Source organism: Novosphingobium resinovorum, assembly GCF_036352595.1.
GTDB classification, from domain to species: domain Bacteria; phylum Pseudomonadota; class Alphaproteobacteria; order Sphingomonadales; family Sphingomonadaceae; genus Novosphingobium; species Novosphingobium resinovorum_B.
In genome coordinates this window covers 33912-58360 of record NZ_JAZFAX010000014.1, presented here as the reverse complement: position 1 = coordinate 58360, position 24449 = coordinate 33912, and the positions used below count along the sequence as shown (strand labels likewise).

Below are 24449 nucleotides of genomic sequence, written 5' to 3'. Positions count from 1 at the left end.
GCCCTCTTGAGAAGTCTTTACGCCGATATCCGGCGAACTCCCTGGCGATCGCACGCGCTTTTTCTTAATTCAAAGGATAGGTTTTTTCCGCGTTTCGAACTTGCCGGAACAGGCGGATACTCCTGGCTTTCCAGTCCTCGACGGCGGCGCGCCCGCCCGCTTCGAAAGGTTTCTACCGAAGTCTCTCAAGCTCTCCGACAGCCTGCGCGATTTCACGCGGGATTCGACCGAGCGGCCGCTGGGTTTCCAGGACGGGGCGGGCGTCGGTGCCGGAAATGGAGGGCGGACGGCGCCGCTATTATGCCAGTTGCGTCAATCCAAATGCGCTTGCCGGGGTGCCAAGCGGCAGCTTCTTGATGCGGGCGACGAGTTCTTCCTCGTCGTCGCCGATGTTGTTCGCGGTCGGCGAATCCACGGCGGGCGCGGGCCGGGCCACATGGACGATGTCGTCGCCCAGCATCCGCAGCGACAGGCTGCGGCGGGTGGTGCCGGCTGCGGTGTAGCCGCCACCGTGAAGGCAGCTGGGGTGAAAGATCAGCACGTCTCCGCGCCGCATTCCGCAGGTCACGATGTCCCAGGCGTCGCGATTGGCCTCGACGTCGGGCAGGCGCGGCATTTCCTTCTCGTCGTAGACGGGCAGGGTGTCGTCGCCCGGGTCGAAGTACGAGCCGTTGTAGAGCGTTTCGTTGTGCGAGCCGCGCACCACCTCGAGCGCATATTCCGATGCGATGTCCTGCAGGGGAATCCAGAACACCACGGACTTGCTGCCGTCGATCGGGTGGTACGGCGTGTCCTGGTGCCAGGGCGTACGGCGCACCGGCTTGTCGATGGCGCCCTGCTTGAAGAAGAGCTGGTCGTGGAAGTACCAGACGCCGCCCGATCCGAACACGTCACGGGCGATATCGACCACGGGCGTGTCGCGGAACATCGCGGCAAAGGCTGGCTTGGTGCTCGAATCCTCGACCGACTGGATGAACGTGCCGCCGCTCTCGGCATAGAGGTGCTGGGCGAGCGCGCTGGGGTTGTCGAAGTTGCCCTGCCAGGCTGCCTCGATCAGGGCCATGTCCGCTTCCGAGAAGGCGTTCTCCACGATCAGGACACCGTCGCGGAAGAACCGCTCCGCAAATCCGTCCCGTTCGGCCAGGCTGGTCTTCACTTCCGAAACATCTGCCATCGATCGTCTCCAGGCTTCCTCTGTCGGCCCGCGAAGCGCCGTGCCGGGATTACCGGGCAGGGCGCTTCGCGGCGCTCCCTCAGTCCTTCTTGTGAACCTGCGTGACCGATTCCGGCATCGGCATTTGCGGCGCTTCGTAGAAGCGGCTGATCCGCCAGGTGCCGTTCTCCTTGCGCAGGTCGAGGTCGTAATAGACGTAGACCTGCACATCGATCCCGCTCTTCGAGCGGCCGAGGCCGTTGATGTAGGCATAGATCGTGGCGTCGTTCCCGTTCAGCGTTACGACGCGGAAGTTGGTCAGGACATGCATGTGGTGCGACATGTCGGCGAAGACCTGCGCGTAGAAGGCGCGGATCTGCTCATGCCCCTCGAAGCGCGGCAGATGCAGACCGGTGAGGTCGAGCACGGCGTCCTCGGTGAAGTGGGTCATCATGAAGTCGAGGTCGTCGAGCTTGTCGACCGCCACGCAGTAGCCGGTGACGACCTCTTCCAGGGCGTTCTTCTCGATCAGGTATTCGATGCCATCAATCATGTCGTCTCTCCGTTGTCCGGCGTGGCGCCGGGTCATTGTGCAAGCAGGATGTCGGCGGCGCGCCAGCCCGCCACCATGGCCGGCGCGTTGGTGTTGCCCGATACGAGCGCGGGCATGATCGAGCAGTCCCATTGCGCGCACACAGTCATGTCGCGCTCCCCTGCTTCGCAAGACGCTTCACAGGTCGAACTTGAAGGTCACGCCGTACTCGCGCGGCGAGGTGTAGGAGACCTGGTTGAACAGGCCGGGGTTGTTCGTGACCGCTTCGACGTAGTGATTGTTGGCAAGGTTGCGCACCCAGGCTTCCAGCGTCCACCGGCCGTCATCGGGCGACCAGCCGATGGTCGCATTGACGAAATGCGTTGGCTGGATACGAACCAGCGGCTGCCCCTGAAGGCCCTGCAGCAGCTTGGTGTCGGTGTACGTATAAAGAACGTTGGCCCGCGCCTTGCCGCCACCGACGGCGGTTTCATATGTCGCCCCCGCAGATGCCGACCACTTGGGCGAGTTCTGCAGCGGCCGCCCGCTGAGATCGACGATCGCGCCGCCCGGATCGAGGAAATCGAACGTCTTGTACTTGGCATCGAGGTAGGCGAGCGAACCGGTGAGGGTCAGTCCGTCGAAGGGCAGGGCGGTCGCTTCAAGTTCGAAGCCCTTGATCTCGGCCTTGGCCGCGTTGAAAATCGAGGTGCCGATCGTCGTGCCGTCGGGCAGGATGTAGTTCTGCGCCACCTGCATGTCGCGGTAGTTGGTGTAGAAGCCCGCGAGATTGAGCCGCAGGCGGCGGTCGAACAGATCGGTCTTCACGCCCGCCTCGAAGGTATCGACCTTTTCCGGGTTGAACGGGCCGATGTCCGATGCCTGGCCCAGACGGCCGACGAAACCGCCCGACTTGAAGCCGCGCGCCCACGAGGCGTAGAGCAGGGTGTCGGGCGTGACCTTGTAGTCGATGCCCAGCTTCCAGCCGATATTGTCCCACGAACGCTTGCCACGAGCGCGGAAGCCGCCGAGCAGGACGTCGCCGCAGCTGCCTTCGTGCGTGCAGTAAAGGCCGATGCCGCCGATGCCGCCGGGGTTGTAGTAGTTGTCCGTCCCGGCGACCATCTCGGTCGTCTCGTGCGTGTAGCGGATGCCGGCCTGCACGCGCAGCTGGTCGGTCAGGTCCACGTAAGTCTGCGCGAACAGCGAGCCGGACCAGTTGTCCTGATCCTGCGGCAGGTTCTGGCGCAGCCCCGGCGCGAAGGCTTCGAGACGGACACTGTTGAAGTGGTCGTAGTGCGTCTTCATGTAGAAGCCGCCCGCCTGCAGCTTGATCGCGTCCGTGAGATCGGCGGCGGTGCGCAGCTCCTGGCTGAACTGCCAGCCCCGGGTGCCGCGGAAGGTGTCGATGCCCAGGCCGACGACGGCGTCGTTGTCGGTAAACTCCTCCAGATGGAAACTCTTGTAGCCGGTGATCGCAGTGATATCGCCCAAGGGCGTGTTGCTGATGTTGGCGGTCAGCGTGGCGCGGTAATTGTCCATGTTACTGAGGTCGGGGCCGAAGTCCCGCGCGCTGTAGTATTTGCTCGGCGCACGGCAAGGTGTCGCATCGGAAGCGCAAGGCGATGCGTACATCGGCAGGACTTGATTGGTCGTCATCGTCCCGGCGGGGACGAAAATCGCGTAGTCCGGCCCGGTCGAGCCGTTGACGATGACCGGCGAACCGTTGCGCGAGCGGCCATATTCGCCGCTCAGCGTCACGTCGACGTCGTCGGTGGGCGTGTAGCGCAAGTAGGCGCGCAGCACGGTGACGTTGCGGCTACCCATGTCGGAGCCGTCTACGATGTTGGTATAGAAACCGTCGCGCTGCGTGTGCATCGCGGAAATCTTGCCAGCGAGGATTCCGTCGATGAGCGGCGCATCCACGGCGGCCTTGATGTCCATGCGGTTCCAGTTGCCGTATGTCACCTCGCCGCGAACCCCGAATTCGCCGGTGGGCTGGCGCGTCATCACGTTGACGACGCCGCCCGTGGTATTGGCCCCGAACAGGGTGCCTTGCGGGCCGCGCAGCACCTCGATCCGGTCGACGTCGAACAGGTCTAGCAGCGCGCCCATCGAGAAATACTGCGGCACACCGTCCTGCACGATCGACACGGTGTTGCCCGCGAACGGGTCGGGCTCGACCACGCCTATGCCTCGGATGGTGAAGACCGCGCTGTTGGGCGTGTTGGTGAAGTTGTTGATCTGGAGGTTGGGAATCGTCCCCTGCAGGCCCTTGAGATCGACCGCCTTGAGGTTCTCGATCGCCTCCCCGGTGACGGCGGTGACCGCGATCGGGACGGACTGGATGTTCTCGGACCGCTTCTGCGCGGTCACGACGATTTCCTGAAGGCCTTCATGGGTTGTGTTGTCGGCGGAACTGTCCTGTGCGCGAACCGGCGTCGCGGTGACCAGACCGGTGGCGCCCAGACAGGCGGCAATCGCGCACACGGCCGCGCGAGTGTACAAGGAACTGACCATTTTTCTCCCCTCTCCCTAAGGCGCGCGCTCCCGGTTTTCGGGTGTTTTCGCCGCGCCTCGATTCTCCACGTTTGCCTACCGATACCCGGCAGGCATCTTTATGTCGTTTTGTTGTACAACGAATTTGCATAAAGAATCGGTGGCGGCACCTCGCACTTTGGCGAGGCGGCGCACGGCCGCCGCGGCGGCGCTCAGGCGGAAGGGTGGTGAGACGCCCTCAGTGGGGCGGGAAAACGCTCTGGAGCAAGTCGCGCAGGGTCTGCTTCTGGCGCTCGGGCGGCCATCCGGCCCGATCCTGCGACACGAGCGAAGCTATCCCGTTGACGAGGATCTGGATGCGGGTCGCCGCCAGAACGCAATCGATGGCCTCGGGGAATTGCCCCGCGTCCTGCGCGCTCTTGATCAGGCGCAGGAACAGGTGGTGCGCGTTGCTGGTGCCTTCGCGCCATTCGCGCGTCACATCGGGTTCGGCCGGCGCCATGCCCCAGAAGGCGAACCAGGTGTGCCAGTTGCGCCAGCGTTCCTCCGTGATCGGCAGCAGCTCTTCCAGCGTCTCGAGCAGGGGGCGGTTGGTGCGGACGGCCTCGTCGATCAGCCCTTCGGCCATCCGCCGCGCGACCTGATGGGTGAAGACCAGCATCTCCAGCTTGCTGCTGAAATAATGCGAAACGACTGTGGTGCTGTACCCGACGCGGGAGGCGACTTCGCGGATCGTGACCGCCTGGACCCCCTGTTCGTAGACCAGCTGGTCCACGACCTGGGCGATCTGCAGGCGGCGCTCGTCATGGTCAACTACGCGCGGCATGCCGCCTCAGCCCGGTTTCGGTGAAAGTGCATGATCGTGCGCATAGACCAGGCCGAGGCTCCCCGGCAATCGCCACTGCCGGCATGATTACGGTCGCAGGCGGAATGGACAAATGGTTGGCAGGGGGGCGGCCGCATTGGTTCGATCGCCGTGTCTAGGGTAAATGCCAACGGAGGATAGCGAGCGGCGGACGCGGACAGCTTTCCCATGCCGCGAATCACCCAAAAGACCTGATTTCTCAGTGTCTTGTCGGATGGTCGCGAATGTGGCTGGACAAGCCGGTGGCGGAGACGCCGCCCATCGAATTAGAGCGATAAGTTGCTGTTTTAACGCGACTACGTTTGCGGCGCGCCTATACGATACCCCACTTCGTACCCCCGCGCCATTTCAGGACACTTCGGACCACTCCATCGGCGCACTCACCCAGCGATCGATCTCCGATTCGTACCACGCCACGAGTCCGGCGCTGATGCGGACCGGCTTGGGGAATGTGCTGGCAGAGATGCGACGATAGATCGTCGTGCGAGAGAGGCCGGTTCGAGCCTTTACGTCGGCAAGGCGGAGGAGGCTGTCGCCATGCCTGGCGGGTGCAGTGCTCATACCGGATCCACCAGCCGCAGACGACCCTGACCGCGCTTTTCGGCAACATACATCTCGATCGCCTTCCGTCCGCCCTCGATCAGCCATCGCCTTGCGATGGTCTCGATGTAGACCGCCACCTTCGATGAGCCTTGCGGCGTCAAAGGAGGAATGACGCCGCGATCAAGGTGGTAGCGTTTCAGCCTATGTGTGATGAACTGGATAAGGCCTCGGGGGCGCTTCCCCTTGGTGTAACCGGCCATTTCGGCCACCTCCAATGCGCTGATGCCCTCAATCACCTTGGCCCGTCCGGACAGCAGCCGCTCGCTGACCATGCGCTCCAACATCGGTTCCACGAGCGCCGGAAGCACCTGGCCGAACGCCTCTTGCAGTTCTGCGTGCGTCACGCGCTTCACGATACCTCCGAGCGTGGACCGGGCGGCTGGCGCAAATGCGTCTACAACGGAGGGTGCGGTCGACGCGGGTCGTAGCAAAGCTCGCATGCGCTCGAACTCGGACACGTAAGCGATCTGCCATCGTAGAGCTTTTGTCCCGGTGAAGCGCATTGCAAGAAGACTAAATGCGGCCTGATCCATTTCGAATCCTCGCCGCATTTCGCCTTTCCCGTCCTCGTAAGGAACCGCCCGAAAATTCGGGCCGTCGAGAATCGGGGCATTCCGCAGAAGATCATCGATTTTATCAAGCACATGATCGTGGCGTTTGCCGAAAACGGCGGCGACGTTACGACTATCGACGATCAACGTCCCGTCTTTGACTACGACGACCGGCATATTGGTCATCCCATCAGTGGAGACAATCACGCCGCTTCTCCCATCGCAGGACGCCTGCCGGTCACGCCGGACCTGTGATCGCGCGTCACCCGGGCTGTCGCCAGTTCGGCCTTCTCGAAGGAGGCGCCGCATGCATCGGCCTGCTCCTTCAGCAGGTCCATGAGAGACGAGATCACCGCCCACTCTCGCATGTTGGTGATCGGGCCGGCGTCCATCATGCCCTGGCGCGACATAGCTTCGTTCGCCACCGCGTCCAGCGCAGCGGTAATCGCAAACGCCAAGCCATAGATGCGTTCGACGCTCACCGTGCCGCCCCACGCACCTTCCCTGATCTCGGCCAGAAATTCCGGGGCGACAACGACACCCGGTGCGGCTATATCAATCCTGTTCATGTAGCAGTCCTTGCTGAACAAGGTCGGGGACGCGGCTGGAACCCGCTTCCTCGACCGCCTTTTCCATTACGAACGGGTTTCCGAGCGGAACGCAGCCTCGAGTTCGCTCTTGCGGAAATAGAGGCGCTTACCCTTGCGGATCACCGGGAGATGCCCCCGCTCCACAAGGTGATAAATGGCGCGGGGCGTGAGGCCCGCGTAACTGGCCGCAGCGTTTGCGCCCGCGATCAAATCCGCGTTAAGCATTCCGTTACCTCCGTGTGGTTACAGGTGTATCCGTATCTTCTAATGTCCTTGCGCGGCCTCCGTGTCAAGGGATAGAGGTGTGTCTGTATTCAGGAGGGATTCGTGACGAGCTTAAGCGTGACATTCGGTCGGCTAGAGGTGCTGCTCACGACATATTTTCGGATTGATCCTGATCGTCAGGGGACTTTCCGAGCTCGCATCAAACAGCTCCAGCGGCTGAATTTTCCAACCGGCGTCAACGTCGGCAGGGGGGCTCGTTTCGAATATGAGATAGAGCATGTCATCAAACTCATCTTCGCTTTCGAGCTGCTCGCGGTCGGCATCCCCGCAAAGCTGGCAACGGACATAGTCGAAAACGGGTGGGATCGTATTTCGGCCGCTATTCAATTGGTGGTAGGAACCTGGAGCTGTACCGGTGAACAGGACGACATTTATTGCATCGTTGCCCCAGATTTATTGAACGATGCGAGCGATCTCTCGGACGCTGTCTTAGTTTATGAACGGGAATTCTTCGTCGAAGCGGTGTCAGGTGATGACTTTAAACCCGCCGCAATGTTGTCGGTGAATGTGACAAAGTTGATGAGGCGTTTCTATACACATGGGGATCACGTTCGGCTTGAAGAGAGGGGGGTAAAAAATCACATTAGGCAATGGAAGACCATGGTCCCTGAATTATACGGTTTGATCTGGGCAAATGACTGGCTCAAAATGTCTTGGGCGAGACTGAAAGAACATGCGCCGGTCGATGAAGACTCTGATAGAATACCTTTCTGAGCGCAATTCGTAAGCGCGACTAGGCCCTGGATAAGCGCATCGCGGCCTTCCTGTTCACTGCTTAGTCGCTCCCATTCCGAGGGCCTGTGCGACATCGGCGCGGGTGACCGCATGCATTTCGTCCAGCGCGTGCAAAGCAACCCCGCTTGGCGTGTGAACCATTGCTACCATTGCGGCGGCTTTCCAGAGCGCGCTTGCCCCTTCCAAGGGCAAGAAGCTCAGCGCCACCGCTTCGTTGGCCAGATGCACTGCGAGGGCGTCGAACTCCTCTTCGCCAAGTGACGCATCGGGCTTCTGTTCTGCGCGTGCGATTCTGGCCCTGGCTGCGGCATTCTCCCGAGAGAGTACCTCCGCGTGAAGGGCTTCGGTCACGATCCTGACATAGACCGCAGGCAGTGTGACAGTAGGGCCGAGATCGCCAAGCCGTCCTTCGGCTGAAGGCAAGGCGGCGGTCAACTCTGCGACAGACGGCAGTAGCGTCTCGATATGCTTGGCAACGGCGAGGGCGGACTCGGCTGCGGGATTATCGTTTGTGCTCACTGGATCGTCGCTCCTGGGCGAAAGGGGATGCCCTTGCGATCCAAGGGCACGATGACGATCGGTAGGCCGATTTTCGCCTGCAGCTTCGTTGCCCTCGTAACCGCCTCTTCCCGAGTGACGGCCATGTCGGTGTCCCTATACTGATCATAACTTCCATCGGGCTTTTCGACGCTGATGAGCCAGCGCCATGGCACTTCCAAAGGCTTGTCATTGCTGGTCCAGCCCTCGCCAGTGATCTCGGCTACTTTGATCGTGCCAGAGGGTGGGGTCCAGCCGGTCGGCCGAGGCTGCGGATCTGGAAGCGGAACCCAGGCTGTCGGCTCTTGACCGTATCCTTCGTCATCGTACCAGCCTGTGTCGCCCCATGTCACGGGCATCCATGGCTGCCAGCGCGTCTCCGTCGGGCCTTCCGGCAAGACGAGCCCGAGAACCCAGCCGCCGTTCTTCGGCGCGGTCTCGATCGGTTGCGGGACGGGTGGGGTAGCCTCGTCCAGCTGAACCCCGCGTGCTACCAACGCAGCTTCTAGGACGCTGGCGTGCTGCGCGTCGCAGGCGGCCAATGCACGGAGTACCGCGGCGGCGCAGGGCAGGTCGCTATCGCGAATATCGGCGAACCCTGCTGCGTCGGCAGCGGCGCGCCATTCGGCCTTAGTCATTACTTCTGGCTGGGTGCTCTGCCAGAGGCAAAATTCCAGAATGCGTTCATCGGTGGGGCGGGGCATGTCAGAATTCCTCGTTGAGACAGGGGGTGATGCCGCGCAGATCGGAGCGGCAGACGGCGCACTGGCAGGAGGCGGCGAGTTCGCGGCCGCGCTTGATGCCCGCCAAAGTGGCGCGGACCGTTTGGCCGCCGTCCCAGCCGCCAGCGTCGATCTCGGCTCGGCAGTTGCACCGTTGGTGGCTGTCCGGTTTGAGCGTCGCTTTGACGATCTCCCGGGCCGCGATCAGATTGGGGTCGATCATCGGGCGGGCCTCCCTGGCATGTGGCGGATTGTCCGCTCGATGGGGATCAGCGCGCGCTGGACCTTCATGGCGGTGTTGCCGCCACCGTCGCGGGCGCCGATCTGGAGCAAGAGGTAGTCCGCGATGCGGTCGCGCATCTGTTCGCTGGCCGCGAGTTCACGATCTTCGCCGTCGGTCATGTCGGCTCTCCTTCGACTTGCGTACGAAGCGCCTTGCAGGGCTTCGGAAGCGTCATCGGGTCGATGCCGATCTTCATTGCTTCTAAGCACATGTTCATGTCCGCAGCGTCTGCGATGCGGTCCAACTGCTTGGCGATCTCGAACTGGATAGATCCGAGCACCCCCACGATGAGGAGCGTGCCAACGCTGAGCGAGATAACTCGGCTCTGTTCGGTCATTGGACCTCCTCGGCGACGGGCACTTCATCGTAAGCCATGAGGAGGGCGTCACGGATCGCGCAGGCGCGCGTATCGCCGCCCTTGAGGCCGGTAACGAAGCTGCCCCATTCCTCGGCGCTGTAGCGCAGGAGGGCCTGGAACAGTCGGTCGGGGTCGAAGCCCTCCGGCGGGGATGCCAGCACCTTGACCAGCCCGAGGAAGATCGACCCCGAGTGGATCACCTTCTGGTCGGGAAATGCCTCGGCGATGTTCGTCAGCGCTGCCGATACGATCGGCGCGCCATGCTTGCGGAGCGTCGAGGCTATCGAGGCCGTGAAGGCGATCTCGCCCGGCCGCCATGCCGCCGACGCGGTGTTGCGCGTGATGACGAGCCCAGCTTCGGAGACGAGCCGCTGAATTTCCAGCGCGTCCTCGTCGGCCGCAGCCAGCGCTGCATGGAAGTCGTCCAGCCGGTTCATCGCCTTGCGGCTCCGGTTCATGGCGATGAACATCTTCGCCTCTTCCTCGACGTTGGCGAAGGTGAAGACGCAGCACGGCAGGTCCGGCAGATCGGGGCGCATCTGTGCCGCCAGCGTGCGGTGCTGGCCGTCGATCACGACCAGCTTTTCATGATCGCGGCGCGAGACGACGAGCGGCGTACAGAGACGCCAGTCGAAGTTTGCCGCGATGCTGGCGATTAAACGCTGGGAAGCCTGATTCTCCGTCGACCTCTGATAGCTGGCGTCCAGCGAAAGCCGGTCGACGTGAATCCACTCGATCGTTGGCCGCGAGCCGATGACCGGGGGATAGGCGCGTTTGCGCTCGGTGGACTTGCCCTTGCGTGCCGGGGCCTTCTTCTTCGGCGCGCAGCACTTGTCCGCGTTCTTGCCGGGCCCGATGGGGGCGGGCGCGGCGCGGTCCATTTCCTCAAGCTCGACGATGAGCTCGTCCGCCTCGCCAAGGATGCGGGTGTAGGCAACGTCACGATGGAGGATAACCGCGTGTCCGACGTGGACCTTCGCGACGACCTCGGCCTTGCCGATCTGAGAATTGATGCCGAACGATCCATTAGGCTCGCGCGGCGTCGCGACGTGAGGCGCCAGCCATTCGGGAATGCGGTGGGCGGGGCCGCGATTGATCCAGTGGTGATCTCCAGCGACTGCGGTCATGAAGTCCTCCTGCGCTTGCTGCTGCGCCGCTTGCAGCGCACGCCGGACGCGATCACGATCCGCACGGCGGCTGGGAGGCCGGGTGTGTCGAGCAGTTCCGCCAGCAGGACCGTGGCGCACTCGTCGTCCGCACATCCGATCTCGGGATTGAACCAAGGCTGGAGCGACGCATCCGCGCCGACCGTCACGGCACCGCCGATGCGATGCCACGCCAAGAGCCAGGATTCGGCCAGCAACGGCGGGGCCGGGGGGTGGGGAACCCCGCCGCTGCTGACACTCCCGCCCGGGGGGACGGCGGGAAGGTTAAAGGGCTGGAAGGTCATGCCGCTGCCTTTTCAGGGGCGGCGAACACGAGGGCCGGGCGGTTGCTGACGATGAAGTCGGCCAGCAGATGCCACCGGGCGCGGTGATCGAACGTCAGCATCTGCTGGAGGCGCCGCTCCTCGCGGCGCAGGCGGTCGTCATCGCTGTCGATGAAGCCGAAGTTCAGGGACTTGGTCCCGTCTGCCCTGACGATGACCGAGACGGGCATGCCGATCGTGTCGGCGCGTTCCACCCACCCGAGCGGATCGAAGTCGATGTTGCCTGTGGCGAGAAGGCAAGCGCCGAGGTCGCTGTGATCAAGGTCGTCGTAGACCGAGCGGTAGTAGGCGTCCGTGAACTTGCTATCGCTGTCGATCTGCGAAAGGGCGATATCGAAGAAGCTGCCAGTCTCACCGTTCGGCAGATTGCTCGCTGCAGTATGCCCTGCGTGCCAAAGCAGGTTCACGTAAGCCTTTACGACGAAGTCGCCGGCTGTCGCGCACCCGACCGCGAAGACAGCGTCCGATGCATCCGACATAACATCCTGAAGCCGGAGCGCCTCTTTGTCCGTATGGGTAGATGCGTTATCGTAGTCGGACATCGTGACCCACGCGGCGCGGAACGAAGCGAAGGCGCTGATCATGGGCGCGCTCGGCTGGGGGCGCGCCGCCGCGGTCAAGGCCTGCTCGAAAGCACCGCCATTGCACATCCACTCATCGGTGCGATCAAGCATCGCTTCCAGCTGCATCAGGATCTCGATCCCGTTGTGGGCGGGAATAGCGACCAGTTCGGCAATTGCCCTGTCGAGCTTGTCCTGCTGCTCCTGGATCGACGCTGCGTCGGCGGGAAACTTCGGGTGGTCCGTCATCGTGCGCTCTCGGGCAACGTTGGCAGCGCGCTGGGCGACGAGCCCTTTCGCCGCAAGAAGCGGCTGGTTCATGTGCATGCGCATGGTCATGCCTCCCTATTCTGATGGGGGAATCGGCGCTGACCGAGCGCAATGGCGGCATCAGTCAGCGTGCAGGCCTCGTCCATGATCGCCTGCAGGTTGCAGTCAGTGCGAGGGGAGGGCCTGTCGATGCCCGCGCAGTCGAGCTTGTAAAGCGAGTCTGCGAGATTGCGGGCGGGCAGCGCCATGATGGCCATGATTGCCGCCGTGGTAGCTTCCTCGGAACCGCTTGCGAGTTCGTTCGCGTCGTCGAGGTCTTCACAGGCGCGCGACCAGATAGCGTCGAGCGGGTGAGGTTGCTTGATGATTGCCCAGGTCATGCTGCGACCTCCGCTGAAGGAGCGCTAGACTTCCCAATGGCCGCCTCGATACGCTCGAGGTTTGCAATCAGAGCTTCCGCGCTTTCGTAGATCACCTGTGCGCAGGCGCGCAGGCGGCTGGATTCGCAATCGGGCGGCAGGTCATCGGAAACTTCTTCGATGATCCGGGCCATCTCGATGATGCGCTGGGCCTTCGCTTGATCGCCCATAGCGATATTGACGATGGAGGTGGCGGCGAGGATTTTTGCGGTCTCGGCCATGGCTCAGGCCCCCTGTTCTTCGGAGGTGCGTGCCGCCAATCGCTGCCGGTTATCGGCGACTTCGGCCTCGGTCAGCTTGCGCGGCGTGCGGCCGATCTCAAAGCCGACATGCAAGCCAAGCCATTGCAGCTGGAAGCGGAAGACGTCGCCGGTGCTCTCATCGGTGAAGTCGCGGCACTGCGCGTCGATGCGAAAGACGTTTGCCTGATACCAGTCGTACCAAGGCTCAATCTTCTTCAGGGTGCGCTTGAACGCAGCGAAGATGTCGGCCTTGGAGGGCAGGAAGATAGCCCGCTTCGCCAGATGGTCGACGTCGAGCAAAAGTTCCTCGAAGTAACCGTCTGCTTGATAGGTGCCCGTCTTGTCCACAAGCCGCATCTTGTCCGCCAAAGTCGCCAGATCGGGCGATCGAGTGGCAATCACGGCGTCCAACGCCAAGCCTGCACGACCGCAAGCCGCATCTTTCTCATCGTCGGAAAGGTGCGAAATGTCGCAATATTCGGCCCGCTGGTACTCGCGGAGCGCATCACCCCAGCGAGCCACCGCTACATGGCGAGCGACGGGCGAGGTCGCGGGCGTCTGCATGTCGGCGCGCAGGCGGCGTTCGTCGCCATTGCCGTATTCGCGAACTACATTGTCATCGCCGACAGCGAAGAATTGACCGCGCCCGTCAACCCAGGCGACGAGCCCGGAATAATCGTCCTCAAGGTCATGTTGGATGTTCAACGTCATAAGCCCTCCTGCGGGATTGTGCAGGAGGTTGGCGGAGGCTGGCACCATGTCCCTAGGTGTCCGAGCGCGTTTCCCTACCTGCGTTCCGGAGGGTCAGCGGCCCGAGGGCGATCGTCTCCGATGCCCTTAGGGTATGTTCAAACTGGAAATAGTGTCAATCCAGATTATGACCAAAATGGAAAAATACGTTAAAGGGGCACGAACGCGCCTTTCGCCATTCCGATTACGGTGAATTGCTCGCGGCCAAGGCTGATCGGCTGGTGATCCGGATTGGTCGAGCAAGGCTCCAACCGTGCCGGGTCAGATCTGAACCGCTTAATCGTCGTTTCCCCTTCCGAGTTCATCACTGCGTAAACTCGGCCTTCGCGCAAATCTGCTTCACCTGGATCAATGACGACATAACCACCGTCAGGAATGATCCGGTCCATACTGTCTCCGCGAGTGCGGAGCGCAAATGCAGCTTTACTTAACCCTTCGACCGGCGGAAAGATCATGTCTTCATAATGTTGAATAGCTTCACGCCAGTTTCCGGCCGCGATCTCGCCAATTAGCGGGATCAAGAACGGATTGAGCGGCAGTTCTGTATTCTGCCCCATCAACTCCGCCTCGGAGATTTCAAAGGCCGCCGCAAGCCGACGAACCCAATCGAAGTTCAGGCGGCGTTGCGACTTTTCCAGCTTCATGACCTGCGAGGCAGTGGTGCCCGCCCGATCAGCTAGCTCCGCCAACGACCATCCCCGTTCGGCCCGAAGCGCGCGCACGCGGTTCGGGATCGCCTCGCTCAAATTCGACATCAAATATTCCTCATCAGATGCAGTCTTTTATCCAATGCGGATATTAAGAAATAGTGCACAGGATGGACACGAATGTCCGTTGCGGCGTGACCGTTTTGGAAATATGGTGATCGGCATGCAACTCAAAGCCTATCTCGTCGCGGCGGATGTAACGTACGACGACTTCGCTAAGCGCATTGGCGCATCGAATGCGGGTGTGATCGCAAAGTATGCTGCTGGAAAGCGTGTGCCTCACCCAAAATTCATGGCTGCAATCGTGCGGGAGACCGGAGGGAAGGTTCAGCCGAACGACTTCTACGCCACAGAGGTCGTTTGAAATGCTCGCGAATGTTGAGGCTGAAGCGGCCCTGCTCGGTGCTCTCATGCAGGGCAGCGCCGAGATCATCGATCTTGTCTGCGAACGCCTGAGGCCTGCCGACTTCTACGAGCCGGTGCACGCGCGGGTGTACGCGGCCGTCTTGGAACTTCACTCCGGAGGTAAGCCGGTCACACCGGTCCTACTGCGCCCGCGTTTTGAAGAGGACGACGGCCTGCGGCGTCTGGGCGGAGTGTCGTACCTCGCGCGGCTGACGGCGGACGGGCAGGGCATGCTCGCTCCACGCGAACTAGCGGAGCAGGTCGCCGACCTCGCCGCCCGCCGGAAGATGCAGGCGCGCTTCACCTCGGCGGCTGGCGCTTGCGCGGACCTGTCGCTCTCTATCGACGCGGTGGCTGCGCAAGGCGAAGTCCCGCCCGAGGCGACGCCGGGGCTCAACTCGCGGACATACACGCTGGGCCAAGCGTTCACAGCGGCGAATGACCGCATCGACGAGATCGCGGCTGGCACCACCGCGCCCGGCGTGCGGCTGGTCGGTCTTCAGGACTGGGATGACGTCACGAAGGGCATGCGGCCCGGAGCGTACATCCTCGTCGGCGGTCGCCCCAGCATGGGCAAGACGGCGCTGACATTGAGCGTGGCGCGCCGCGCGGCGCAGGCAGGGCATGGAGTCCTCTACGTCAGCCGGGAAATGGACATCGTCGAGTTGATGCCTCGCATCCAAGCCGATCTGCTCGCCGAGGCCGGAGGCGATGCGGGCATGCAGGAGGTTCGCGACGGCGCTCTTTCCGCACGGGACAAGGCCCTGCTGCGCGGCATCGAAAACGAGGTGCAGGACTGGCCGCTCGTCATCATCGACCCCGAGACCTTCGGCGCCGATCAGATCAATCTCGTGATCCGGCAGCAGGCGCGGCAATTCGAGCGGCGCGGCCATAAGCTCGAACTGGTCATCATCGACTATCTGGGCCTGATCGACCCGCCGCCCGGGCGCGTGAACCGGGAGCAGGAGGTCTCGCTCATCAGCCAGTCGATCAAGCAGGCCGCCCGTAGCAACCGCATCCCGATCATCGTCCTGTCGCAGCTGAGCCGCGGCGTCGAGCAGCGCGAGGACAAGCACCCCCAGCTTTCCGACCTGCGTGACAGCGGCACCCTCGAACAGGACGCCGACATCGTGATTTTCGTCTACCGTGACCAGTACTATCTAGAGCGATCCGAACCTGACGCCGCCGACAAGAAGCGCGAGAAGTGGGAACAGGACTTCGCCGCATCCAAGGATAAGATGGAGGTCTACTCGGCGAAGAACCGCCAGGGCGCGCTGTGTCGGCGAAAGCCGTGGTTCTTCGGCCGCAATCAAGCCGTGCGGAACAGTGACTTCTATCAGCGGGAGGGCTTCTGATGTCCGACCTGCCGGAGCCACTGACCCCGCCAGAGTGCGACCTGCGAGACTTCCAGTACATGCCGCTGGACGTCGTTCGCTTCGCTCAGTCCGACCTTGTCGCCTTGGAAGAACCAGCCGCAGTGCTCGCGAACATCCTCTTGTGGGGAGCGAGCTGGCACTCCGTGCCTACGGCGAGCCTGACGGACGACGACCGCGTCTTGGCGCGGCTGGCCGGATATGGTCGCTCGGTGACCGAATGGCGATCGATCCGCGAGGGCGCGCTGCACGGATGGGTGAAGTGCTCCGACGGGATGCTCTACCATCCCGTGGTCGCCGAGAAGGCCCTTGAGGCTTGGGACGCCAAACTGAAGCAGCGCCACCGGACCGTCTGCGCAGGGGTCCGCAAGTACAACGAGCGCAATCCGAACGCGAAGATCACCCCGCCGACATTCGACGAGTGGGATGCCGCCGGGCGGCCTGAAAGTGTCACACCAGATCGGCGCGGTTCGTCACGCGTGACAAAATCGGACGTCACGCGTGACATGGGTACTGCGTCACGCGTGACGGATATTGGACAGGGCGAACCTGATAACCAGTCCAGCCTAATTAAGGATGATCCCCGGCAGCCCTCATCCGATGAAAAGGGTGAAGATAGTGCCAAAACGACCATGTCACACGTGACAGAGAGCGATGTCACGCGTGACGAAGGGGGTATGTCACGCGATTGTCACGCGAAAAACGGCTCCAAGGGAAGGGAAGGGAAGGGAAGGGATTATATAGATAGACCTTCGGTCTCGTCGATTAGCGAGGCTAACCGACCCGAAGGCGTCTTCCTGCCCGCCGTCATCGACCAGCCGGACACCGCCCAGATCGCATTCGAGAGGCACGACGCCCTTCGGCGCGAGTTCGTGACAAACGCCCGTAGCGTCGAATTCACTCCCGAGCGCAAGCGCCACATGGCCGCGCGCCTTAAGGAAATCGGTGGCCTCGGCAGCTGGGACGAGGTGCTCTCGATCATCCGGCGATCATCGTTCCTGCGCGGCGACGCGGCCCGCAATGGCTTCGTCGCCGTGATCGACTGGATCCTCAAGCCCGCCAACCTCCGCAAAGTTCGAGAAGGAAATTACGACGATGACGACCAGCGCAATCATCTACTCGCCACCACCGGCGGCGGGGCCGCGCAGCGCCCCCGTAGCGCCGTCGATGCTGTCCATCGCGCCATCACTGCGCTTGGTGCTGGAGGATAGCGAGTTCGCGCCCAGCGGCCAGCCCGCATGGACCACGGAACGTGCCCTCGACTTCGCGCACCACAAGGGCGTGGAGGCCGAGATCCCTGCCGTCCTTCAGGCGCTCGCCGGAGCAATGGAGCGGGCACCATACCCGTGGTTCGCGAAGCGGCTGGGCGTGCTGTGGACGATGTTCATGGTCGGGCGCAGCGTCGATGACCGCGATCTGACGGTCTGGATGGCGGAAGCGGCGAACCTGCTGTGCGACCTCCCGCACGACATCGTCGCGTTCGCCATTGACGAAGCGATCCGCAAGAGCCCGCACGGCTTCATCCCGTCGGTCGGCGAGATCCGCCGTCATGCCGATCCGCTCGCTGCGGAACGCCGGCAGCATATCGAAAGGCTGGAGCGCATGAAGGCCGCGCTGGAAGACGGGGCTGCTACCGCCGCGCGCTCACAGCGCCGAGCTCAGCAGGACGCCCATCGCCGGGATATGGCGAGGTTCGAGAAGTGAGGGGCGCCGCTATCGCAGCAGTCGCTGTACTGGCGTTGGCCGCCTGCGCGCCGAGCCCTGCCGAGCAGCGCTCCGCTGTTGAGGACTTCGGTTTCACCGACGTTCGCATTGGCGATTACGCCTGGTGGGGTTGCTCAAAGGACGACACCTTTAGCCGAAAGTGGACAGGCCGCAACGCCGCGGGTGGGTCCGTGTCTGGCGTCGTCTGCGGCGGCTGGGCCAAGGGCTATACCGTGCGCATCACCGGGCGCGGCAGAACGGGAGGAAATTTCTGAAATGGCTACCGGCATCCCCTTCGCCGAAGCGAACACCATCCTGCGCGCTCCGACGCCGGAGGACGCTGCCGCTGGCACGGTCTATGACCTGCGGGTCCACCGGTACCGCGATCTTGACGGCAACCCGCATGTCATCAGCAAGTGGCAGTTCGGACCTGATGAGCTCGCCGAGGTAATCGCGACAGGCGGGGTATTCTGGTTCGACTGCTGGGGTCACACCCATCCCCCGGTGGACATCCGGGGCACTTACCCGTTCGTCCGGGCCGCGCGTGCTGAGCCCGAGCTTGTGCTCGCACCATCGGCGCTGGCGGCGGCGCGCGACGCGATCCTCCATGATCTTCGCGACAGACGGCTGTTGAAATACCTATTCGCCGACGATCCCGACAGTCGCGCGGCATATGGGCACGTCGACGCGCCGATAGAACTGGAAACCCAGCATGAGATCGCGGACGCGCTTGCCCGTGCCGTGCTGAAGGTCGTTCTGCCCAGCATCGCGCACGGTGACGGCGGTCAAGGGTGAAGCCCAGCCGCCCCACACCAGCCGCCCAGCTTCGCGCCCTCGCGCGTGATGTCAGGCGGCTCCGGCCGGACTGGCGCATGCCCGAGCGCTATTTTGAAAATCGGGACGAGATCGAAAACCGCCTGCAACGCCTCGCCCGAGAACTGGACAATCCGAATGCCTAAGTCAGATACTCTCGCCGCCATCGCCGCCCAGACCAAGCAGCGCGCCAGCCGCAAGGATCGCGCTCCTCGTGCCGAGAAGGCCAACCCGTTCGAGCCGACGCCGGAGCAGCGCGAGCACGCGGTCTATGTCGAGCAGGACATCGTCGACGTGAAGGCCAAGGGCCGGGTGACAATCGGCAAGGCCTACCGCAAGCAGCCGCGCTTCGAGACGATCGACGGGCTGGGCACCGAGCAGCTGAAGGCCTTGCGGTTCTACCGCGGCGCGTTCGACATGAGCGAGATGTCGGAGACCAAGTGCGCGCTCGATGTACGGCCACGCGGTGCGGCTGGATCACACGGCGCGATCTCGGCGATCGAGGCAAGGTCATTCGGCGCGACCACGTTGCGGGGGATTGAGCGGCAGCTGGGCGCGCTGGTGCATACGCTGCGCGCCGTGGCCCTGATGGACCTGACGTTCTCCGAGGCGGCCATGGAGCGGTACGGTAGCCGCGAGGTCGATTGGATCGACGTCGGGAAGGGCAAGCGTAAGCCACGTACCGTCGTGAAACTAATGCCGAAGTCGGGCTCGCATCGCCAGATCATTCGCGAGGAATTCTTTCGAGGCCTGCCACTGCTGATTGCGGCGGTGGCGCCCTACCAGCGCGGGGCCTCATAAGCCCTTGCGCTGGGCACGGAAACGGTGCAAATAGATACCGTGAAGATCACGTGCGCCCGCAGCCGAAAGGTGAGCGGGCTTTTCATTGCGCATCCCGTTCGCCGTCGTAGCTCCAGTGGTAGAGCAGCCGCCTTGTAAGCGGACGGTCCAGGGTTCGAATCCTTGTGGCGGCACCATCCCTCTCTCGTGCGTCGGCGTAGCTCAACTCGGTAGAGCGTCGGTCTCCAAAACCGGAGGTTGCAGGTTCGAGGCCTGCCGCCCTCGCCAGAGATAGAACCCATGGAGGCCAGCATGGCGACAGTAGCGATCCCGGCGGGTGAGGTGATGAAGGGCATCACGCTCAACGCCGAAGTCACTGGTATGCGCCGTACCCGCGCCCGCATCCTCGCTGGTGTGTGGCTGATGCGCTTGGCAGCGCGGGTGATGGGTGTTGGCGCGTCCTGCGTCGTGGTGGATCTTAGCGGGCCGGAAGACTGACGTTGTCCAGCCGCCCGCCCAGCTTGAGGCTGCGGCCTCGGGCCAAGTCAATCGTAGTCCGCGCCCCAGATGGTGAGTACCGGGCCAAGACAAAGCCATGGTACGGCACCGCCATGTGGAAGCGCAGGCGGCAAGCTCAGCTTGATGCCGAGCCCCTATGCTGGATGTGCGAGCGGGATGGCCGCGTGACCCGCGCCACCGTCGCAGATCACCACCCGCCGCACCGAGGCGACTGGGAAGCATTCGCCACCGGACCCCTGCGGTCCCTCTGCAAGCGCCATCACGACGGCGAGAAAGCCCGGATCGAGAACGGACGCGGAACGAACCGACCGCGCTGACCTGCGGATGGGCGCCGACTCGCCCGGCCACGCCGATCCGTTCATGAAACCCTCACCGAACCTGTCGAAACGCCCGCCGAAGCCCCGAGGGGAGGGGCGGGTCGAAAATCAGGGGGGTGAGGGGGTCTCTGGCGCGCGGGAGGCCTTTTTTTTGCGCGTGCGGATTAAACTTCTGACCCGAATTAAATTTATGGAGGCCCGTCGATGAAGCGCGGACCCAAGCCCGAGACGCCCAGCACGAAGCTGGACCGAGGCACGTTCCAGAAGGTCCGTGACGGCCTCAAGACCGAGATCATCGTCCCCGGCGAACCGCCGCTGCAGCCCGAATATTTGACCCCGAAGGCGATCGAGGTCTGGCAGGAGGTGCTCCCGCGCGTGATGGCGGCCGGAGTGTCCGAGGTCGATAGCGCGCTGCTCGCCCGGTACTGCTCGCTGGAGGCGGAGGTCCGCGTCGCCTTCAAGGATCCGGAGGGCGATCTGCCCTCTGCCGCCTACCTGACGGTGCTACGCCAGTACGAGGAGCTCCTCAGGATCGCGGGGCCGAAGAGCCGTGTTGGCGTCGGCTCGCCCAATGGCGCAAAGCCGGAAAACCGCTTTGCCAAGCGCGGCGCAGCAAACCGGTCGTGACTTCGCCGCCATCGCGCTGGCGTATGCCAAGCGGGCGGCGGCCGACAAGAAGCAGGTCAATCACTGCAAGTGGGTGCGGCTGGCGGGCCAGCGCCATCTGGACGACCTGAAGCGGTCCAAGAAACGCGACTGGCCCTTCAAGTTCGATCCCTGGTACGCGAACGACGTCTGCGAGTTCATCGAAGGCCTGCCCCACGTTGAGGGCAAGTGGGAAACGCCGACGATCACGTTGGAGCCGGCGCAGATATTCATCCTCGCGATGGTGTTCGGCTGGCGCGACAAGAAGACGGGCCTTCGCCGGTTCACTGACACGTACATCGAGATGGCGAGAAAGGGCGCCAAGTCGACGCTGACCGCGGGCGTGGTGCTGTACTGCACTTGCTGCGAAGACGAACCGGGGCCGCTGGTGCTGATCGGCGCCACGACCGGCGCGCAGGCGCAGAAGGTGTTCAACCCGGCCAAGCTTATGGTGCAGAAGACACCGGACCTGCAGGAGGCGTTCGGCCTCCGGGCATGGGCGCGGGCGATCACCTGCGACGACAACGGCGGTACGATCCAGACCATCAATTCGAAGTCGGCGACGCAGGACGGCCACAACCCGCATCTCGCGGTGCTCGACGAGTTGCACGCGCACAAGGACCGCGGGCTCTACGACGTCGTCCACTCTGCTGACGGTGCCCGGCGCAACCCGCTGTACTGGAAGATCACGACCGCCGGCTATATCCTCGATGGCGTCTGCTACGAGCAGCGGACGTTCACCACGAAGATGCTGGATGGAGCGATCGTCGCCGATCACGTCTTCGGCATCATCTTCACCCTTGACGGCCCCAAGGACTTCACGCCCGAGCGGAAGGTCGGTGACGATCCTTACGACGAGAAGAACTGGCCAAAGGCCAACCCGCTGATGCCCATCACGCCCAGCCTCGCATCGATGCGGCGCCTGGCGGTGAAGGCGAAGGGTGCCCCGGGCGAAGAGGGCGAGTTCTTTACGAAGCGCTTGAACCGGTGGATGTCGGCGGCGTCGGCGTGGCTCAGCGTCCCTCAGTGGATCGCATGCGGCGACAGCACGCTGCGGCTCCGGGACTTCGCCGGGCTGGACTGCTACGTCGGCGCGGACTTGGCGCACAAGAGCGACTTGACCGCCGTCACTCTGGCGGCGGTGACCGCCGACGATCAGTTGCTGGTGAAGACGTGGTTCTTTCTGCCCGAGGCCGTATTGAACCGTGACGGCCAGAGCGACCGGAACAACGCCGAGCTTTACCGGCAGTGGGCGAAGCAGGGGAAGCTCATCACCACCGCCGGGGACTGGGTCGATCAGGCCCGCGTGGAGCGGCTTATCCGCCGCCTCAAGTCGGTGCTCCGCGTCCTCAAGGTCAACTTCGACCACTTCGCGGCGGCCGAAGAGATGGCCGTCCGGTTGAATACCGACCTCGATGACGGGGACGGTTTCGCGTTCATCCTGCCCAAGAATGCCAAGAACGTGACGAACCCGGCCCGCAATCTGGAAGCCCGCGTGATCGCCGGCCCGCACCTGCTGCGCCACGACGCCAACCCCGTCATGACCTGGTGCGTCGGCAATGCCGTCGTGGATCGTCGCATCGACGGTTCGATCCTGCCGAAGAAGGAGACGCCGATGTCGATGAACAAGATCGACGGTGTCGACTCCACCGTCCATGCGATTGCCCCGATGATGCTGACGACCGAAGCGGAAGACGAGGGCATGGATGACTACCTCGCTGCCATGCGGGCGCAGGCGGCATGAGGTTCGGTTTTGGCCGCAAGATGATGCGCGGCCTTCGCACCGCGCTATCACTGCTCAACCCCTCGGCGTGGAAGGGCGTATTCGGTTCTCCGTCCTATTCAGGCAAGAGCGTCACCGCTACCAATGCGCTGACGCTCTCGACGGTGTGGGCCTGTGTGCGGCTGGTGTCTGGCACCATCTCCTCGCTGCCGCTCATGGTCTATCAGGACGGCGCCAACGACAGCCGGAAGATCGCTAAGGCCCATCCGCTTTACGGCCTGCTACACGACAGTCCCAACGCCGATCAGACGGCGCTCGACTTCTGGCAGTTCATGTGCGTCAGCCTCGAATTGTGGGGAGACGCATTCGCGCGGATCACGCGCGGCCGCGGCGGAAAGATTATCGCGCTCACGCCGCTTCGCCCCGAAGTCGTCCATGCGCGTCGTGTTGCAGACGGTTCGATCCGATATCGGTATCCCGATAACGGCCAGACCGTCGACATCGGCCAGGATGAAATGTTCCACGTCAGGGGTTTCGGCGGTTCACCGCTGGGCGGCCTGTCCACTCTGGCGTTCGGTCGCCATTCGTTCGGCTTGGCGATGGCCACCGATGAAGCTGCCGCGCAGATGTACAAGAACGGTCTGCGGCCCTCCGGCGTGCTGACCACCCAGAATAACCAGACGCTGAAGCCTGACCAGCGTGCGGACATCTACAAGTACGTGGTCGAGCCCTTCGCGGGCGACAACAACGGCAAGCCTCTCGTGCTGGAAGCCGGGCTCACCTGGCAGGCCATCGAGATGAAGGCCGACGATGCCCAGATGATCGAGAGCCGTCATTTCTCGGTTGAGGATGGCTGTCGCTGGTTCGGCGTACCGCCGCACATGGTCGGGCACACGGCGGGCAACACCCAGCTGGGCAGCAGCATCGAGAACCAGACGCTCGGCTGGCTGATGTTCGGCTTGCGCGAGCGCCTGAAGCGGATCGAGCAGGCGATCGCAAAGCAGCTGCTGACCGCCGCCGAGCGGCTGACGATCACGGTGGAATTCAATCTCGAAGGGCTGCTGCGCGCGGACAGCGCCGCGCGCTCCGCATTCTACGCGCAGATGGTGCAGAACGGCATCATGACCCGCAACGAGGTCCGCCGCCTTGAGAACCTGCCGCCGCTGTCGGGCGGCGATGACCTTACCATCCAGTCGAACATGATCCCGGCCGGCAAGCTCGGAGAAATCACCAGCACCGGCAGTGAGGCTGCCCGCCGCTCCATGATGGACTGGCTTTTCCCCGAAGGTTTGCCCGCCTTGAAGCAGAAGGAAGACGCGTGATGCTGATGCACCACAAGCATGGTCAGCTGAAGGTCCGCGACTTCAGCCTGTCGATCAAGGCCAGCGACGTTGCGGAAGACGGCTCGTTCGAAGGCTACGGCTCAGTCTTCGGCGGCGATCCCGACAGTTATGGTGAGGTCGTCGCCAAGGGCGCGTTCCTCGAAAGTCTTGCCGAACTGAAGGCAAAGTCCCGAATCGTTCCTGTGCTCTGGCAGCACCGCACGGCCGAGCCGATCGGGGTATACGACTTCCTCGAAGAGGATGGTCATGGTCTCAAGGTCAAGGGCCGCCTCCTGAAGGATGACGTTGCCCAGGCGCGCGAAGCGCACGCCCTGTTGAAGGCTGGTGCCGTCACGGGCCTGTCGATCGGCTACTGGGTCCGCCAGGCCACCTACGACGAAAAGACCGGCATCCGCACCCTGATCAAGCTGGATCTCGTGGAGGTCAGCCTGGTCACGTTCCCCGCCAAGGATGACGCCCGCGTGGAAGCGGTGAAGTTCAAGCTTGAGCGGGGGCAGCTTCCCACGAAACCCGAATTTGAGAAGGCACTGCGCGAGGCTTTTCCCTTCTCGAAATCGCAGGCTGCGGCAATCGCCAGCCACGGCCTCGACCACCTGCTCCGGAGCGAGTCCGCGGGCGCCGGCGACATCAAATCCATTTCCGACGCCATCGCAGGCTTCGACCTGCCCAAGCTCTGA

At 63.2% G+C, this 24449-nt stretch carries 33 protein-coding genes and 1 tRNA gene; 14 read left to right on the top strand and 20 right to left on the bottom strand.

Going from position 1 to position 24449, the window contains the following annotated elements:
• Window positions 1-298: 298 nt before the first annotated feature.
• From V2S85_RS14680 to V2S85_RS14645, 8 genes are all read right to left on the bottom strand, one after another.
• Window positions 299-1174 (bottom strand): phytanoyl-CoA dioxygenase family protein, encoded by an 876-nt coding sequence (locus tag V2S85_RS14680; RefSeq protein WP_330703586.1) that lies wholly within the window; start codon window positions 1172-1174, stop codon window positions 299-301.
• A 79-nt stretch (window positions 1175-1253) separates the two neighbouring features.
• Window positions 1254-1706 carry a nuclear transport factor 2 family protein gene (locus V2S85_RS14675; protein WP_330703585.1) on the bottom strand — a complete coding sequence of 151 codons (453 nt, stop codon included), beginning with the start codon at window positions 1704-1706 and terminating at the stop codon, window positions 1254-1256.
• 177 nt (window positions 1707-1883) lie between these two features.
• Window positions 1884-4205, bottom strand: a complete 2322-nt coding sequence (locus tag V2S85_RS14670; protein ID WP_330703584.1) for a TonB-dependent receptor — start codon at window positions 4203-4205, stop codon at window positions 1884-1886.
• Between the two features lie 217 nt (window positions 4206-4422).
• Window positions 4423-5010, bottom strand: a complete 588-nt coding sequence (locus V2S85_RS14665; protein WP_330703583.1) for a TetR/AcrR family transcriptional regulator — start codon at window positions 5008-5010, stop codon at window positions 4423-4425.
• 387 nt (window positions 5011-5397) lie between these two features.
• The gene (locus V2S85_RS14660; protein WP_330703582.1) at window positions 5398-5610 is read right to left on the bottom strand and encodes an AlpA family transcriptional regulator; all 213 of its coding nucleotides are present in this window, start codon (window positions 5608-5610) and stop codon (window positions 5398-5400) included.
• Window positions 5607-6410 carry a Rha family transcriptional regulator gene (locus V2S85_RS14655; protein WP_330703581.1) on the bottom strand — a complete coding sequence of 268 codons (804 nt, stop codon included), beginning with the start codon at window positions 6408-6410 and terminating at the stop codon, window positions 5607-5609. The genes V2S85_RS14660 and V2S85_RS14655 overlap by 4 nt, the downstream gene beginning before the upstream one ends.
• The gene (locus tag V2S85_RS14650; protein WP_330703580.1) at window positions 6407-6772 is read right to left on the bottom strand and encodes a hypothetical protein; all 366 of its coding nucleotides are present in this window, start codon (window positions 6770-6772) and stop codon (window positions 6407-6409) included. The genes V2S85_RS14655 and V2S85_RS14650 overlap by 4 nt, the downstream gene beginning before the upstream one ends.
• 66 nt (window positions 6773-6838) lie before the next feature.
• The gene (locus V2S85_RS14645) at window positions 6839-7018 is read right to left on the bottom strand and encodes a helix-turn-helix domain-containing protein (RefSeq protein WP_330703579.1); all 180 of its coding nucleotides are present in this window, start codon (window positions 7016-7018) and stop codon (window positions 6839-6841) included.
• A gap of 102 nt (window positions 7019-7120) precedes the next feature.
• Between V2S85_RS14645 and V2S85_RS14640 the strand changes: the two genes are divergently transcribed.
• Window positions 7121-7792, top strand: coding sequence for a hypothetical protein (locus V2S85_RS14640; protein WP_330703578.1), 672 nt, complete (start codon window positions 7121-7123; stop codon window positions 7790-7792).
• Window positions 7793-7846: 54 nt separating this feature from the next.
• Here V2S85_RS14640 and V2S85_RS14635 read toward each other — a convergent pair whose 3' ends face one another.
• The 12 genes from V2S85_RS14635 to V2S85_RS14580 all read right to left on the bottom strand — a co-directional run bounded on the left by V2S85_RS14635 (window position 7847) and on the right by V2S85_RS14580 (window position 14198).
• Complete coding sequence (locus tag V2S85_RS14635) at window positions 7847-8332, bottom strand: hypothetical protein (protein ID WP_330703577.1); 486 nt, start codon at window positions 8330-8332, stop codon at window positions 7847-7849.
• A complete protein-coding gene (locus tag V2S85_RS14630) occupies window positions 8329-9054 on the bottom strand; it encodes a hypothetical protein (RefSeq protein WP_330703576.1) in 726 nt (241 codons plus the stop codon). The genes V2S85_RS14635 and V2S85_RS14630 overlap by 4 nt, the downstream gene beginning before the upstream one ends.
• Before the next feature lies 1 nt (window position 9055).
• On the bottom strand, window positions 9056-9295 hold the full coding sequence (locus V2S85_RS14625; protein WP_330703575.1) for a hypothetical protein: 240 nt from the start codon (window positions 9293-9295) through the stop codon (window positions 9056-9058).
• Entirely contained in the window at window positions 9292-9474 is a 183-nt protein-coding gene (locus tag V2S85_RS14620) for a hypothetical protein (RefSeq protein ID WP_330703574.1), read from the bottom strand. Before V2S85_RS14620 ends, V2S85_RS14625 begins: the two co-directional genes overlap by 4 nt.
• Window positions 9471-9692 carry a hypothetical protein gene (locus V2S85_RS14615; protein WP_330703573.1) on the bottom strand — a complete coding sequence of 74 codons (222 nt, stop codon included), beginning with the start codon at window positions 9690-9692 and terminating at the stop codon, window positions 9471-9473. The genes V2S85_RS14620 and V2S85_RS14615 overlap by 4 nt, the downstream gene beginning before the upstream one ends.
• Complete coding sequence (locus V2S85_RS14610; RefSeq protein WP_330703572.1) at window positions 9689-10840, bottom strand: DUF6551 family protein; 1152 nt, start codon at window positions 10838-10840, stop codon at window positions 9689-9691. Before V2S85_RS14610 ends, V2S85_RS14615 begins: the two co-directional genes overlap by 4 nt.
• Window positions 10837-11163, bottom strand: a complete 327-nt coding sequence (locus V2S85_RS14605) for a hypothetical protein (protein WP_330703571.1) — start codon at window positions 11161-11163, stop codon at window positions 10837-10839. Before V2S85_RS14605 ends, V2S85_RS14610 begins: the two co-directional genes overlap by 4 nt.
• On the bottom strand, window positions 11160-12095 hold the full coding sequence (locus V2S85_RS14600) for a hypothetical protein (protein WP_330703570.1): 936 nt from the start codon (window positions 12093-12095) through the stop codon (window positions 11160-11162). Before V2S85_RS14600 ends, V2S85_RS14605 begins: the two co-directional genes overlap by 4 nt.
• 2 nt (window positions 12096-12097) lie before the next feature.
• Window positions 12098-12412: a hypothetical protein gene (locus V2S85_RS14595; protein ID WP_330703569.1), complete on the bottom strand. Its 315-nt coding sequence runs from the start codon at window positions 12410-12412 to the stop codon at window positions 12098-12100.
• On the bottom strand, window positions 12409-12672 hold the full coding sequence (locus V2S85_RS14590) for a hypothetical protein (RefSeq protein ID WP_330703568.1): 264 nt from the start codon (window positions 12670-12672) through the stop codon (window positions 12409-12411). The genes V2S85_RS14595 and V2S85_RS14590 overlap by 4 nt, the downstream gene beginning before the upstream one ends.
• Window positions 12673-12675: 3 nt before the next feature.
• Window positions 12676-13404 carry a hypothetical protein gene (locus V2S85_RS14585; protein ID WP_330703567.1) on the bottom strand — a complete coding sequence of 243 codons (729 nt, stop codon included), beginning with the start codon at window positions 13402-13404 and terminating at the stop codon, window positions 12676-12678.
• A gap of 188 nt (window positions 13405-13592) precedes the next feature.
• Window positions 13593-14198 carry a LexA family transcriptional regulator gene (locus tag V2S85_RS14580; RefSeq protein ID WP_330703566.1) on the bottom strand — a complete coding sequence of 202 codons (606 nt, stop codon included), beginning with the start codon at window positions 14196-14198 and terminating at the stop codon, window positions 13593-13595.
• Between the two features lie 79 nt (window positions 14199-14277).
• Between V2S85_RS14580 and V2S85_RS14575 the strand changes: the two genes are divergently transcribed.
• The 13 genes from V2S85_RS14575 to V2S85_RS14515 all read left to right on the top strand — a co-directional run bounded on the left by V2S85_RS14575 (window position 14278) and on the right by V2S85_RS14515 (window position 24449).
• Window positions 14278-14514 (top strand): helix-turn-helix transcriptional regulator, encoded by a 237-nt coding sequence (locus tag V2S85_RS14575; protein ID WP_330703565.1) that lies wholly within the window; start codon window positions 14278-14280, stop codon window positions 14512-14514.
• Between the two features lies 1 nt (window position 14515).
• A complete protein-coding gene (locus V2S85_RS14570) occupies window positions 14516-15910 on the top strand; it encodes a replicative DNA helicase (RefSeq protein ID WP_330703564.1) in 1395 nt (464 codons plus the stop codon).
• Window positions 15910-17139 carry a DUF1376 domain-containing protein gene (locus V2S85_RS14565; RefSeq protein WP_330703563.1) on the top strand — a complete coding sequence of 410 codons (1230 nt, stop codon included), beginning with the start codon at window positions 15910-15912 and terminating at the stop codon, window positions 17137-17139. Before V2S85_RS14570 ends, V2S85_RS14565 begins: the two co-directional genes overlap by 1 nt.
• Entirely contained in the window at window positions 17096-17632 is a 537-nt protein-coding gene (locus tag V2S85_RS14560) for a hypothetical protein (protein ID WP_330703562.1), read from the top strand. The genes V2S85_RS14565 and V2S85_RS14560 overlap by 44 nt, the downstream gene beginning before the upstream one ends.
• A gap of 276 nt (window positions 17633-17908) precedes the next feature.
• Window positions 17909-18427 (top strand): hypothetical protein, encoded by a 519-nt coding sequence (locus tag V2S85_RS14555; RefSeq protein WP_330703561.1) that lies wholly within the window; start codon window positions 17909-17911, stop codon window positions 18425-18427.
• Window positions 18424-18591 carry a hypothetical protein gene (locus V2S85_RS14550; RefSeq protein WP_330703560.1) on the top strand — a complete coding sequence of 56 codons (168 nt, stop codon included), beginning with the start codon at window positions 18424-18426 and terminating at the stop codon, window positions 18589-18591. The genes V2S85_RS14555 and V2S85_RS14550 overlap by 4 nt, the downstream gene beginning before the upstream one ends.
• The gene (locus V2S85_RS14545; RefSeq protein ID WP_330703559.1) at window positions 18584-19246 is read left to right on the top strand and encodes a hypothetical protein; all 663 of its coding nucleotides are present in this window, start codon (window positions 18584-18586) and stop codon (window positions 19244-19246) included. The genes V2S85_RS14550 and V2S85_RS14545 overlap by 8 nt, the downstream gene beginning before the upstream one ends.
• 100 nt (window positions 19247-19346) lie before the next feature.
• Window positions 19347-19422 (top strand) — tRNA-Thr (locus V2S85_RS14540).
• A 115-nt stretch (window positions 19423-19537) separates the two neighbouring features.
• On the top strand, window positions 19538-19723 hold the full coding sequence (locus V2S85_RS14535; protein ID WP_330703558.1) for a hypothetical protein: 186 nt from the start codon (window positions 19538-19540) through the stop codon (window positions 19721-19723).
• Window positions 19724-20265: 542 nt separating this feature from the next.
• A complete protein-coding gene (locus V2S85_RS14530; RefSeq protein WP_330703557.1) occupies window positions 20266-20688 on the top strand; it encodes a hypothetical protein in 423 nt (140 codons plus the stop codon).
• Complete coding sequence (locus tag V2S85_RS14525) at window positions 20633-22450, top strand: terminase large subunit (RefSeq protein ID WP_330703556.1); 1818 nt, start codon at window positions 20633-20635, stop codon at window positions 22448-22450. Before V2S85_RS14530 ends, V2S85_RS14525 begins: the two co-directional genes overlap by 56 nt.
• Complete coding sequence (locus V2S85_RS14520; protein WP_330703555.1) at window positions 22447-23751, top strand: phage portal protein; 1305 nt, start codon at window positions 22447-22449, stop codon at window positions 23749-23751. The genes V2S85_RS14525 and V2S85_RS14520 overlap by 4 nt, the downstream gene beginning before the upstream one ends.
• Window positions 23751-24449 (top strand): HK97 family phage prohead protease, encoded by a 699-nt coding sequence (locus V2S85_RS14515; RefSeq protein ID WP_330703554.1) that lies wholly within the window; start codon window positions 23751-23753, stop codon window positions 24447-24449. The genes V2S85_RS14520 and V2S85_RS14515 overlap by 1 nt, the downstream gene beginning before the upstream one ends.